10 protein-coding genes and 1 pseudogene are annotated in these 13,559 nt (G+C 51.9%); 10 read left to right on the top strand and 1 reads right to left on the bottom strand.

Features of this window, described 5'->3' with window-relative positions; genetic code table 11:
* Positions 1 to 239: 239 nt before the first annotated feature.
* The 10 genes from ebgA to ABLU88_RS15475 all read left to right on the top strand — a co-directional run bounded on the left by ebgA (position 240) and on the right by ABLU88_RS15475 (position 13,337).
* Positions 240 to 3,332: a beta-galactosidase subunit alpha gene (gene ebgA, locus ABLU88_RS15520; RefSeq protein ID WP_348836968.1), complete on the top strand. Its 3,093-nt coding sequence runs from the start codon at positions 240 to 242 to the stop codon at positions 3,330 to 3,332.
* A complete protein-coding gene (locus tag ABLU88_RS15515; RefSeq protein ID WP_014226912.1) occupies positions 3,329 to 3,778 on the top strand; it encodes a beta-galactosidase subunit beta in 450 nt (149 codons plus the stop codon). Before ebgA ends, ABLU88_RS15515 begins: the two co-directional genes overlap by 4 nt.
* 93 nt (positions 3,779 to 3,871) lie before the next feature.
* Complete coding sequence (locus ABLU88_RS15510) at positions 3,872 to 5,305, top strand: amino acid permease (RefSeq protein WP_014226913.1); 1,434 nt, start codon at positions 3,872 to 3,874, stop codon at positions 5,303 to 5,305.
* 228 nt (positions 5,306 to 5,533) lie between these two features.
* Positions 5,534 to 6,967, top strand: coding sequence for an amino acid permease (locus ABLU88_RS15505; protein ID WP_348836965.1), 1,434 nt, complete (start codon positions 5,534 to 5,536; stop codon positions 6,965 to 6,967).
* 46 nt (positions 6,968 to 7,013) lie between these two features.
* Positions 7,014 to 8,072, top strand: coding sequence for a protein YgjJ (gene ygjJ / locus ABLU88_RS15500; protein ID WP_348836962.1), 1,059 nt, complete (start codon positions 7,014 to 7,016; stop codon positions 8,070 to 8,072).
* 17 nt (positions 8,073 to 8,089) lie between these two features.
* Positions 8,090 to 10,441, top strand: a complete 2,352-nt coding sequence (gene ygjK / locus ABLU88_RS15495) for an alpha-glucosidase (protein WP_348836959.1) — start codon at positions 8,090 to 8,092, stop codon at positions 10,439 to 10,441.
* Between the two features lie 336 nt (positions 10,442 to 10,777).
* Complete coding sequence (locus ABLU88_RS15490; RefSeq protein WP_348836956.1) at positions 10,778 to 11,470, top strand: hypothetical protein; 693 nt, start codon at positions 10,778 to 10,780, stop codon at positions 11,468 to 11,470.
* Between the two features lie 7 nt (positions 11,471 to 11,477).
* Positions 11,478 to 11,723, top strand: coding sequence for a PAAR domain-containing protein (locus ABLU88_RS15485; protein ID WP_241655626.1), 246 nt, complete (start codon positions 11,478 to 11,480; stop codon positions 11,721 to 11,723).
* A gap of 302 nt (positions 11,724 to 12,025) precedes the next feature.
* The gene (locus ABLU88_RS15480) at positions 12,026 to 12,943 is read left to right on the top strand and encodes a hypothetical protein (RefSeq protein ID WP_049079360.1); all 918 of its coding nucleotides are present in this window, start codon (positions 12,026 to 12,028) and stop codon (positions 12,941 to 12,943) included.
* On the top strand, positions 12,924 to 13,337 hold the full coding sequence (locus ABLU88_RS15475) for a hypothetical protein (RefSeq protein ID WP_348836952.1): 414 nt from the start codon (positions 12,924 to 12,926) through the stop codon (positions 13,335 to 13,337). The genes ABLU88_RS15480 and ABLU88_RS15475 overlap by 20 nt, the downstream gene beginning before the upstream one ends.
* A 40-nt stretch (positions 13,338 to 13,377) precedes the next feature.
* Here ABLU88_RS15475 and ABLU88_RS15470 read toward each other — a convergent pair.
* Positions 13,378 to 13,518: pseudogene (locus ABLU88_RS15470) on the bottom strand (penicillin binding protein PBP4B); the annotation flags it as partial.
* Positions 13,519 to 13,559 lie beyond the last annotated feature (41 nt).

Below are 13,559 nucleotides of genomic sequence, written 5' to 3'. Positions count from 1 at the left end.
CCCGGGGGCGGCGCTTGACGCGCCTTGCCCGGGCTACGGGTTCACCGCCGTCTGCCAAACGGTAGCCCGGACAGATGCGCAGCATCGCCTCCGGGAATGTCCCCTTCCCGACGCTAACCGCAGGCGTCCGGTAACGCTCATTTTGTGATCGAGTTAAAGTAAATCGCTCCCGGTGATTTTATTTAGTAAAAGTTTTACTAAAATAACCTCTATCCGTTTAGTCCGTTCAGGGAGGCGATATGAATCGCTGGGAAAATCTTCAACTCACTCATGAAAACCGGCTGCCTCCGCGCGCCTATTTCTTCTCTTACGATTCGCAGGCCCAGGCGCGAACCTTCGCCCGTGAAACCAGCAGCCGCTTTTTGTCCCTTAGCGGACAGTGGAACTTCTGCTTCTTTAACAACCCGCTGCAGGTGCCGGAAGCGTTCACCTCGCAATACATGAGCGACTGGGGGCCGATTACCGTACCGGGAATGTGGCAGATGGAAGGCCACGGCCAGCTACAGTACACCGACGAAGGCTTTCCTTTCCCGATTGACGTTCCCTACGTGCCGACCGACAACCCTACCGGCGCCTATCAGCGCATCTTCACCCTCAGCGAGGGCTGGCAGGGCCAGCAGACCCTGATTAAATTTGATGGCGTCGAAACCTATTTTGAAGTGTACGTTAACGGTCAGTACATCGGTTTTAGTAAAGGCAGCCGCCTGACGGCAGAGTTCGATATCAGCCGCGCGGTAAAAACCGGCGACAACCTGCTTTGCGTGCGCGTCATGCAGTGGGCGGACTCCACCTATATTGAAGATCAGGATATGTGGTGGTCGGCGGGTATTTTCCGCGACGTGTATCTGGTGGGCAAAAACCCGCTTCACGTCCAGGACTTCACTCTGCGCACCGATTTTAACGATGACTACGTCGACGCCACGCTCTCCTGCCAGCTGGTGCTGGAAAATCTCGCCGCGCAGCCGGACGCAGCGACGCTGGAATACGCGCTGTTCGACGGCGAAAAGGTACTGTATGAAGGCGCAACGCCGCGCCTGAGCGTCAGCCAGCTGCTGAACGTCGACTTTGCGATCGACGTGAAGGCGCCGCAGCAGTGGTCGGCAGAAAATCCCTGGCTCTATCACCTGGTGATGACGCTGAAAAACGCCGCCGGGGAGATTATCGAAGTTATCCCGCAGCGCGTCGGTTTTCGCGATATCAAAGTGCGCAACGGCCTGTTCTATATCAATAACCGCTACGTGATGCTCCACGGCGTTAACCGTCACGACAACGACCATCTGAAGGGCCGCGCCGTAGGGATGGATCGCGTTGAGAAAGATCTGCTGCTGATGAAGCAGCACAATATCAACTCGGTACGTACCGCCCACTACCCCAACGACCCGCGTTTCTATGAGATGTGCGACATTTACGGCCTGTTCGTGATGGCGGAAACCGATGTCGAATCCCACGGCTTCGCCAACGTCGGCAACCTGAGCGCCATCACCGATGACCCGGCATGGGAGCATATTTACGTTGAGCGGATCGTGCGCCACGTCCACGCGCAGAAAAACCATCCGTCGATCGTCATCTGGTCGCTGGGCAACGAGTCCGGCTACGGCTGCAACATTCGCGCGATGTATCACGCCGCTAAGGCGATCGATGATACCCGGCTGGTGCATTACGAAGAGGATCGCGACGCGGAGGTGGTGGATATCATCTCCACCATGTATACCCGCGTACCGCTGATGAACGAATTTGGGGAATATCCGCATGCCAAGCCGCGGATTATCTGCGAATACGCCCATGCGATGGGCAACGGTCCCGGCGGGCTGAGCGAATACCAGAACGTGTTCTATCAACATGACAGTATTCAGGGCCACTACGTATGGGAGTGGTGCGATCACGGAATCCAGGCCACCGACGACAGCGGCGCGGTATGGTACAAATTCGGCGGCGACTACGGCGACTATCCCAATAACTACAACTTCTGCCTCGACGGGCTGATTTTCTCCGACCAGACGCCTGGACCCGGGCTCAGAGAGTACAAGCAGGTTATCGCCCCGGTAAAAGTTCAGGCGACCGACATCGCCCGCGGCGAGCTGCGCATCGATAATAAGCTCTGGTTCTCGACCCTCGATGACTACACCCTGCGCGTGGAAGTGCGCGCCGAGGGAGCTACGCTTGCCAGCCAGCAGCTTAAGGTACGCGATCTTGCGCCAAACAGCGGCCGCGATATCACTATCGACCTGCCGGAGCTGGACGATCGCGAAACCTTCGTCAACATCATGGTAACCAAAGATTCCCGTACGCCGTACAGCGAGGCCAACCATCCGATCGCCGTTTACCAGTTTCGGCTTAAGGAGCAGACCACAGCGAAAGCGCCGCTGATAAATGCCAGCGCAACCCCGCTACGGATAGCTGATGAACGACTGAGCTACAGCATCACCGGGCACAACTTCCGCGTAGTGTTCTCGAAAGTCAGCGGCAAACTGAGCGAATGGCAGGTGAACGGCATCGACCAGGTGACCCGCGAGCCGAAGATTAACTTCTTCAAGCCAATGATTGATAACCACAAGCAGGAATACGAAGGGCTGTGGCAGCCCAATCATCTGCAAATCATGCAGGAGCATCTGCGCGAATTCAGCGCCGAGCAGCGCGGCGATACGGTGATTATCACCGCCCGCAGCATCATCGCCCCGCCGGTTTTCGATTTCGGCATGCGCTGCACCTACCGCTGGCAGATTACCCCGCAGGGGCATATTAACGTTGAGCTTGCGGGCGAACGTTACGGCGACTATCCGCACATCGTGCCGTGCATCGGTTTTATGCTGGGCATTAACGGCCAGTTTGAACAGGTGAATTACTACGGTCGCGGTCCCGGCGAAAACTACGCCGACAGCCAGCAGAGCAACATCATTGACCTCTGGCGCACCACCGTGGACGACATGTTCGTGAACTATCCGTTCCCGCAGAACAACGGCAACCGCCAGCACGTCCGCTGGGCCGCGTTTACCGACCGTCACGGCAGCGGTCTGATGGTGGTCCCGCGCGATCCGCTCAACATCAGCGCCTGGCACTATACGGCGGAGAATCTGCACGCCGCGCAGCACTGTAACGAACTGCGTCGCAGCGATGACATCACCCTGAATATCGACGCCCAACTGCTCGGCCTGGGCTCTAACTCCTGGGGGAGCGAGGTGCTGGATAGCTGGCGGGTGTGGCTCAAACCGTTCAACTATGGCTTTACGCTGCTGCCGCTGGAAGGCGGGAGCGCTTCCTCGCAGACGCTGGCGAATCATAGCTTTGGCGCCGGTTTCTTTTCCTCCGATTCACACAGCGAGGCTGAAAAATGAGAATTCTCGATAACTTAGAACAGTTTAAGCAAATTTATCACAGTGGGCGTAAATGGCAGCGCTGCGTAGAAGCGATTAATAACATCGACAATATTCGGCCCGGGGTGGCCCACTCTATCGGCGATTCGCTCTCCTATCGCGTGGCAAGCGACAGCACCACGGATGCGCTGTTCGTTGGCAACCGCCGCTATTTCGAGGTGCATTACTACCTTCAGGGTCAGCAAAAAATTGAGTTTGCCGCCAAAGAGCAGCTGCAGACCGTGGCCTGCTATCGCGATGAAACCGACCGTGAATATTTGAAAGGCATTGGTGAAACCGTGCAGGTTCACGAAGGACAAATGGTGATTTGCGACACCCATGAAGCCTATCGCTTTATCTGCGACTCGCCGGTCAAAAAGGTGGTGCTCAGAGTAACTATCGAAGACGGCTACTTCCTGAATAAGTAAGCCCGCGTAAAGCAAGATGAGGCCAGCGGATCGACTCGCTGGCCTTCCCGGCCCTAACCCTCAATGCGGGCCAGATAATTTTTCGGAGGACTTATGTCCGAATCAGTTCGTGCCAAAATAGGTAAATTCGCCCTGCTGTCGATGGCGTTTGCCGCCGTATTTAACGTACGAAATATTGTTAATAACAACATCGAGTTAGGGCTCAGCTCCGCCCCTATCTTTCTGTTTGCGACGGTGGTCTATTTTATTCCGTTTGTGTTTATCATCGCCGAATTCGTGTCAGCGAATAAGAATTCCGAATCAGGTATGTACGCCTGGCTGAAGCAGCCTTTAGGTACCCGCGCGGCCTATCTCGGCTCGTTCCTGTACTGGTTTGTGAACCTGTTCTTTTTCCTGTCGCTGCTGCCGAACGTGGTGGCCTACGCCTCGTACGCCATTATGGGTTACGCCATTCCTTTCTCGCCGATGGTCACGTCGCTGATCTCTATCGTCCTGTTCGCCATGGCCACCCACATTTCCACTAAAGGCGCGACCTGGCTGGGGAAAATCTCCGAATGCGTGGCGTATGGCGTATTCGCGCTCTTTGCGATTTACGTGGTCGGCGCTTTTACCGCGCTGGGCGCGGGCCATGTCCCCGCGCAGCCGATTACGCTGCACGCCATGGCGCCTACCATCAACTGGGCGACGCTGGGGATCATGTGCTGGATTTTCCAGGCGGCAGGCGGGGCTGAAACCGTCGCCGCGTACCTGAACGACACCAAAGGTGGGCAGAAATCGTTTATTAAAGTCATCATCACCGCCGGGATCCTGATTGGCGGCATGTACGCGCTGGGCTCTTTGCTGGTCAACGTCTTTGTGGCACGTGAAGATCTGACCTATGCGGCCGGCATGGTGGAAATCTTCACCGGCCTCGGCGCCTATTTCCATATTTCAGAAGCGCTGATGGGCCGCTTCGTCGGCATCATTCTGTTTATCGCCATTTTCGGCAGCATGATGATGTGGACCGCCGCACCGGTAAAAATTCACTTCTCTGAAATTCCTGCCGGCATCTATGGCAAAAAAACCACCGAGCTGAACGTCCACGGCGTGCCGGTACGCGCCGCCTGGTGGCAATTTGTCTTCGTCTTTCTGATGCTCATCGTGAACGGTTTCGGCTCCGCCAGCGTTCAGCAAATGATGAACACCGCTATCAACCTGACCGCGGGTACCGCGATGCTACCGCCGCTGTTTATCATGGCCGCCTACTTTGTTTTCCGCTGGAAACACGACGACACGCCGCGCGACTTCCGCATGGGGTCACGAAAGGTTGGGATGGCCGTGGTGTCGATGCTAATGGTGATTTTCCTGGTCAGCATGACCGCCTCGGCTTTCCCACCGGGGGTCGATCTGGTGAATGCCTTCTTCATTAACGTCTTTATGACCGCAGTCTTCTCCGGACTCGCGTGGTGGTGGATAACCCGCTTTGAGAAAAAACAGCGCAAGAGCCAGCCATCGGTGCTGAAATCAGCGGTAAATCCGGTGAAATAAGCGACCGTTCCTCCCGCCAGCGTTAAATCGCCCGGCGGGATTTTTTTACCCGCCAGCCGGGATCTTGCGCTCAACCATTTTCGTGATCGAGTTAAAGCAATTCATTTTTACCGCTTTTATTTACTAAAATTTTTACTAAAATAAACCGCAATACTTAACTACCTCTACCCTACAAACAACACAATCCCCTTCGGCCATTCTCTGAAGGACAATGTGTGGAGATGTGTTATGTCTGATATCAAACGTAATACCATCGGCAAGTTCGGCCTGCTGTCGCTGACCTTCGCCGCCGTCTTCAGTTTTAACAACGTGATCAATAACAATATTGAGCTGGGGCTGGCGTCGGCACCCATGTTCTTCCTCGCAACCCTGCTCTACTTCGTTCCTTTCTGCCTGATCATCGCGGAATTCGTTTCGCTGAATAAAAACTCCGAAGCGGGGGTTTATGCGTGGGTAAAAAGCTCCCTCGGCGGGCGCTGGGCCTTTATTACCGCCTACACCTACTGGTTCGTGAATCTGTTCTTTTTCACCTCGCTGCTGCCGAGAGTCATCGCGTATGCCTCCTACGCCTTCCTCGGCTACGAGTACATTCTGACGCCCGTCGCCACCACGATGTTGAGCATGGCGCTGTTCGCCCTGTCGACCTGGGTGTCCACCAACGGCGCAAAAATGCTGGGTCCTATTACCTCGGTGACCTCGTCGTTAATGCTGCTGCTGACGCTCTCCTACATTCTGCTTTCCGGCAGCGCGCTGGTAGGCGGTATTCAGCCAGCGGATCCGATTACCGTGGATGCAATGATCCCAAACTTTAACTGGGCGTTCCTCGGCATCACCACCTGGATCTTTATGGCGGCCGGTGGGGCGGAGTCCGTCGCGGTGTACGTCAATGACGTGAAAGGCGGATCGAAATCATTCGTTAAGGTCATTATCCTCGCCGGGATCGTGATTGGCGTGCTGTACTCCATTTCCTCGGTGCTGATTAACGTGTTTATCAGCAGTAAAGAGCTGAAATATACCGGCGGATCGGTACAGGTCTTCCACGGCATGGCGGTCTGGTTTGGCCTGCCGGAAATCGTGGTCAACCGTTTTGTCGGCCTGGTCTCCTTTACCGCCATGTTTGGTTCGTTATTAATGTGGACCGCGACGCCGGTCAAAATCTTTTTCTCCGAAATCCCGGCCGGCATATTTGGTAAAAAAACCGTCGAGCTCAATCAACACGGCGTACCGGCGCGCGCGGCGTGGATCCAGTTCCTGATTGTGATTCCGCTGATGATTATCCCGATGATGGGCTCCAGTACCGTGCAGGATTTAATGAACACCATCATCAACATGACCGCCGCCGCCTCGATGCTGCCGCCGCTGTTTATCATGCTGGCGTATCTCAACCTGCGCCGCAGGCTCGATCATCTGCCGCGCGATTTTAAAATGGGCTCACGCACCACCGGTATTACGGTGGTCTCGATGCTGATTGTTATTTTCGCTATCGGCTTCGTCGCCTCAACCTTTCCCACCGGCGGCAATATTCTGACCATTATTTTCTATAACGTCGGCGGTATTGTTATCTTCCTCGGATTTGCGTGGTGGAAATACAGCAAATACGTGAAGGGATTAACGGTAGAAGAAAAAAGAATTGAAGCGGCGCCGGCTTCCGGCGCGTCATAAGCCATTTTCCCTAAAATAATAAATTACAATACCTCTTAATAATGCGATGAAAAAGAATAACTTGATTTACGGGGCGCTTGCCGCCCTGGCCTTGTGCACACCTGCCGTAGCGGCTGATGTTGCTCACCCGGCGGAACATGATGATATGAAAACGCCTCAACTGAGCGCCACTTCCTATCGTTTTTACGGTGAACTGGGGGTCGGCGGATATATGGATTTAGAAGGCGAGGATAAACATAAATATAGCGATGGCACCTATATTGAAGGCGGGCTGGAAATAAAGCACGGCAGCTGGTTTGGCTTAATTTATGGCGAAGGCTGGACGGTCCAGGCCGATCGTCAGGGGAATGCCTGGGTACCGGATCACGGCTGGGGCGGATTCGAAGGTGGAATAAACCGCCTCTACGGCGGATATAAAACCGATAGCAGCACCGAGATTATGCTCAGCCTGCGCCAGGATTCATCGCTCGACGATCTGCAGTGGTGGGGCGATTTCACACCCGACCTCGGCTACGTGATCCCCAATACGCGCGATATTATGTACGCGCTCAAGGTGCAGAACCTGGCGGGAGATTTTCGCTACAGCGTGACCGCCACGCCCGCCGGGCACCACGATGAAAGCAAAGCGTGGCTCCATTTCGGCAAATACGACCGCTACGACGATAAATATACCTACCCGGCGATGGTCAACGGCTACGTCCAGTACGATATTGCCGAAAAGGTCACCTGGATGAACGGTCTTGAGCTGACCAACGGTACCGGTCAGCTCTTGTTAACCGGTATTCTCACCCCCAACCTCGCCGCCCGCGCCTGGCACCATACCGGGCGCGCCAGGGGGCAAAACGTGCCGGGAACGGAGACCGGCTTTATGGCCAGCGCCATGTATGAAGCGCTCAAGGGCGTGTATCTCTCTACCGCCTATAGCTACGCCAAACACCGCCCGGATCGCGCCGCCGAGGAAACCACCTCGTTTATGCAGTTCGGCATCTGGTACGAATACGGCGGCGGACGGTTCGCGACCGCCGCGGACAGCCGCTTCTACATGAAAAACGCCTCCGGAGACCCGAGCGACCAGGTTTTCCTGATGCAATATTTCTATTGGTAAAAAGGGATATCAATACCGTGAAAATCATCACCACTCTGACGCCGCTGGCCTGCGCCCTGCTGCTAAGCTTTTCCGCCCACGCGCTGACCGCGGATGACTTTAAAAATGTTATCAACCGCAGCGGCGCGCCGCAGGCGATGCAGGATTTCGATGGCGACGACCACCAGCGTTTCAACCCGTTTTTCGATTTGGGCGCATGGCATGGGCATCTGCTGCCGGACGGTCCAGCCACCATGGGCAGCTTTCCGGGGCCCGCGCTGCTCACCGAGGAGTACATCAACTTTATGGCGACCCATTTCGATCGCCTGACGGTGTACCAGAACGGCAAAAAAGTCGCCTTCACCATGCAGGCCTGGAGCCTGCCCGGGGCGCTGGTGCAAACGCTCTCCGCGCCCGGCGTACAGATCGAGATGACCCTGCGTTTTGCCAGCGCGCACACGTCTTTACTGGAGACTAAAATCACCAGCAGCGGTCCGCTTAAGCTGGTCTGGGACGGCGAGCTGCTGGAGACGCTCTCCGCCAAAGAGGGGAAACCGCAGTCAACGCAAACCATCGACCAGGCCTTCCCGGACTATCAGCGCCGCCTGAGCGCGACCCACGACGGACTGACGGTCAGCTTCGGTAAAGTCCGTTCCGCATCGGATTTAATGACCTCCGGCGAATCGCAGTATCAGATCCATCGCTCCCTGCCGACGGTCACCCAAATCGATGGCCATCGATTCACCAGTAGCGCGCAAATCAACGGCTCGACCACGCTCTATACCACCTACTCGCACCTGCTGAACGCCGAGCAGGTGCGCCTTGAGAAAGCGCAAATCCGCGATATTCTGGCGCGACCGGCGCACTATCTGCGCGCTTCCGAGGCGCGCTGGAACGGCTATCTGCAAAAGGGGCTGACCAATCCTGATGCCACGGCGCAGCAAACCCGGGTGGCGGTGAAAGCGATCGAAACCCTTAACGGCAACTGGCGCGCGCCGGGCGGCGCCGTTAAGCACAACACCGTCACGCCGTCGGTAACCGGGCGCTGGTTCTCCGGCAACCAGACCTGGCCGTGGGATACCTGGAAGCAGGCCTACGCCATGGCCCACTTCAACCCGGAAATCGCGAAAGAGAACATCCGCGCCGTCTTCTCCTGGCAGATTGCCGCCGACGATAAAGTGCGGCCGCAGGATGTCGGGTTCATTCCGGATCTGATCGCCTGGAACCTGAGCCCGGAGCGCGGCGGCGACGGCAGCAACTGGAACGAGCGAAATACCAAACCGAGCCTGGCGGCCTGGTCGGTGATGGAAGTCTATAACGTCACCAAAGATAAAGCCTGGCTGGCGGAAATGTACCCGAAGCTGGTGGCCTACCATGACTGGTGGCTGCGCAACCGCGACCACAACGGTAACGGCGTGCCGGAGTACGGTGCGACCCGCGATAAAGCGCACAACACCGCCGATGGCGCGATGCTGTTTACCGTGAAAAAGGGCGATAAAGAACGGACGCTTTCCGGCCTGAAAACCTACGAGCAGGTGACGGCGAAGGGCGATTACGACAGCCTGGAGATCCCGGCACAGGTGGCCGCCTCCTGGGAGTCGGGGCGCGACGACGCGGCGGTCTTCGGCTTTATCGATAAAGATCAGCTGGATAAATACATCGCCGACGGCGGCAAACGCAGCGACTGGACGGTGAAATTTGCTGAAAACCGGGATAAAAGCGGCAATCTGCTCGGCTATTCGCTGCTGCAGGAGTCGGTCGATCAGGCCAGCTATATGTACAGCGACAACCACTATCTGGCGGAAATGGCGACCCTTCTCGGCAAGCCGGAGGAGGCAAAACGCTACCGGGCGCTGGCGCAAAAGCTCGCCGACTATATCAACACCTGCATGTTCGACCCGCAGAGCAAATTCTATTACGACATTCGCATTGAAGCGCAGCCGCTGGCAAACGGCTGTGCCGGTAAGCCGATCGTCGAGCGCGGCAAAGGGCCGGAGGGCTGGTCGCCGCTGTTCAACGGCGCGGCCACTCAGGCGCATGCCGATGACGTCATTTCGGTGATGCTGGACAACAAAGAGTTCAATACTTTCGTACCGCTGGGTACCGCCGCATTAACGAATCCGGCGTTTGGCGCGGATATTTACTGGCGCGGCCGCGTGTGGGTGGACCAGTTCTGGTTCGGCCTGAAAGGGATGGAGCGCTACGGCCACCGCGAAGAGGCGCTGCAGCTGGCGGACGCCTTCTTCAGGCACGCCCGGGGGTTAACCTCCGATGGCCCGATTCAGGAGAATTACAATCCGCTCACCGGCGCTCAGCAGGGCGCGCCGAACTTCTCCTGGAGCGCGGCGCATCTGTACATGCTGTATAACGAGTTTTTCCGTAAGCCATAGAATATTGCCCTCACCCTACCCCTCTCCCCCAGGGAGAGGGGTATTCAAAATCATTGACTATAATTTAATCGCGGACTTGTTATAACTCACTGAGTAAAAAGATAAGCTTTAAATTTATTGTTATCAGTTAATGGGCTTAAAGAAATTGAAATGCTAGTTAAGCATCAAAAGTTTCGCTGAATCATTCACCAGATAATTATTAACTAAATATGAATTCCTGGTCTGAATTTCATTGAAGAAATTCAGATTCCTTTTATTATTTATGTGATCACGACCGCATTATTTAATTATAAAAATGTGTGATGTTCAGTCTTTCATTAGAGTGGTGAATCACGCATGTACTTTCTCCAGGAAGATAAAAACATCCATCAGTATATATGTCAGCACGAATTATGGGTTCCAGGGCGCGTTGTTGATCTATATAACAACAATACAAACAAAAAAGAAAAAATGTTAGAGCCACTTTGGAGAAAATACAATGCAAATTTAGAGGGGGTAATGGTATTTTTATCCAGAATAGAAGCTACAATATACAGTATACATCTGGAGAAAAAATTCAGTGAAAAATGGGCAGCTTATTCCCTGAATGAATTTAACATTAAAGAAATGATGATTCATAATCAGCGTGTTAAAAAAAGTGAAGATTATAATGTATTGCTGAGTGCAGGTTTTTGGGCTAATAAAGATAATCAATTAATGTATTCAGGACATCATCTTGTACAGGTTACGATTCCGATTACTTATAACTCCAATGCTGTAGCAAATGAAAATGGTCAAGCCATATTAAGAATACCATCAAACGTCATAGAACACTTTGAAAAATACTGGAAATCAAGATTTGCAGATTTTAAAGATTATACTGAATTCCTTGCAGGTTCGAATAATGAAATCATTCAGGAACAAGCCTTACTTGCATACAATAATTTAAGCTTAATCGAATCTAACAGTATAGAAGACTGCCAATATATTACCACATGGAAAAACAACTGGATTTTTAATAATCCAGAAAATTTAACTTTGATTAAATGAGGTCATTATGGGCATTGGCTATTTTTTAGTGCGTGGTGATAGAACAACCTGTGGTGGTAGTATTATAGAAGGATGTGATAATCATTCTATACACGGTCAGGCCACAGCACGTAATGGTGATAAATATATATGTGGAGTTGATAAAAAATATATCATATTGCGGGAGGCATACCTAATTATTTTATACATGGCGTTGCAGCAGCTGGAACTGCACATAGCAGAGGGACATGTGCTTGCAAATGCTATTTTATAAATTCTTTTACTGATTGTATTTATGGATATGAATCTGAAGCTATTAAAAGTACTGCGAGTGCTACCCGGCCCACTTCACCCATACACTCACAATCATTATCAGAATCATCACCAGCACCAAAACCCGTTACACCCGTTGTAGAACTTGCTGAAGCGCCTACAAAACCGCAGGAAAAGCGTGACCCCGTAGATGCAGGCTTTTGCGTACTGCCCTATGGCGCGACTCCCGCATCATATGAACCGTATCTTTTCACTACGCCTCCAGCGGGAACACGAGAACTCTATTATCAACTGAATCCAGAAATGAAGAAAAAGCCTGGTTCGATATTAATCGTGGTGGATCCTGAAAAGCAGGAACCAGAACAGGTTGAGACGCTACAGCGAGCAAGAGACAGAATTGATGCAGCATTGGCACCTCTGACAGTTCAGGAAGCAAAGTTATTGCATGATAACAGAGGGGCGGTAGATGCATTTTCATATCAGCTTTTTGCCGATAATTTAGGTAAAGCTGGTGATGGATTAGGCTATATCAGTGAAATAGGAAAAAGTTATTATGATGAAATCAATAGAATTTTGGTTGAGATTGAAGATTTATATAAAAACACTTACAATCGCAACAGAGGTATTATTTCAGGTCAAGAGTTTTTTGGTCAAAGGACAAGGTTATTCAAACAACTTGATTTGGTTTTAACTAAATTCTCAAAAGCACAGTTAAACTTAGGCGAATATCAGAGCATTAAAAGAGCGTTAGGCTTGTCAACAAGATCTATTATGCACCGCTGGGATAGAACAGGTGTTGATAATATAGAAGGATATGCAACATATATTGAACAGTCAGCTAAACTTATGAAGATTATGAAAACAGTAGGGTATGTGGGCATAGGTTTAGATTTTGCAAGTTATACTTCAAATGTTTATGATGCATGTTCGAAGGGGCGAGAAAGTGAATGCCGTAAGGCAGCTATTACTGAATATAGTAAATTTGGGTTTAAGCAAATTGGAAGTGCTGCTGTTGGTAGTGCAAGTGGATGGGCTGCCCGTGGAGCCTGTATGTGGATACTGGGAATAGTAACTTCTGAAGTTGGCGCATTAGGCGCTGGCTTATGTTTAGTTACAGGAGTGGGAGCTTCGCTAGGAGCAGCAAAGCTAGTTGAAGGAGGAGCAGAAGATTTAGGTGAATCTTTTGGAGGGGATATTCTTTATGAGAAACTTTTTAAATAGCAATCCGAATTTCATTGTTTATCTGGTGGCATTTTCTATGCTTGGCATGTTATTAATTATGATAATTTCATTTATTAATAAGATTGCCTACAGAAAAATCGTTTCGCTTTATATTAATAAATATTCACGGCTACCAATAACAGCAGCATTAGCAAAAGAGGCTAGTTTAATAGTCACGCCAGGTGCATATTTTGCAAAAATTGGATTCATTATAGAAACATTAACATTGCCATATAATAAAATATCCAATCATGATATGACAAAAGAACAATATGATTATATAAACAATTTACCAAAAAAATTGACTATTGGTTTTAAAATAGAAGCAGTTTTATGGATTACTTCCATACCGACAATGATAGTAGGGTTTATATTGCAAGCAGTTTATAATTAAAAAAAGGGACTCTGTTGAGTCCCTTTTCATTTTTTCGTTGTTATTTCAGTGCACCATAAATCTGTTCGACAATCCATCTATATGTCGCCACTGGCGAATGCGGCCTGTTACCGAGAATAACGATAGCCGGATCGATGGCCGTAAACGTGCCTGTCCATCCTGTGGCCGTATGTCAAAAAGTCGACATGACAACAAGCCGTAGCCATATCAGTAAGCACATTA

Origin of the sequence: Klebsiella sp. GW_Kp182 (genome assembly GCF_040062275.1) — a bacterium.
In the GTDB taxonomy this organism is placed as follows: Bacteria; Pseudomonadota; Gammaproteobacteria; order Enterobacterales; family Enterobacteriaceae; genus Klebsiella; species Klebsiella michiganensis.
The sequence above is the reverse complement of the archived record's forward strand: the minus strand, read 5'-3'. Positions and strand labels throughout refer to the sequence as shown.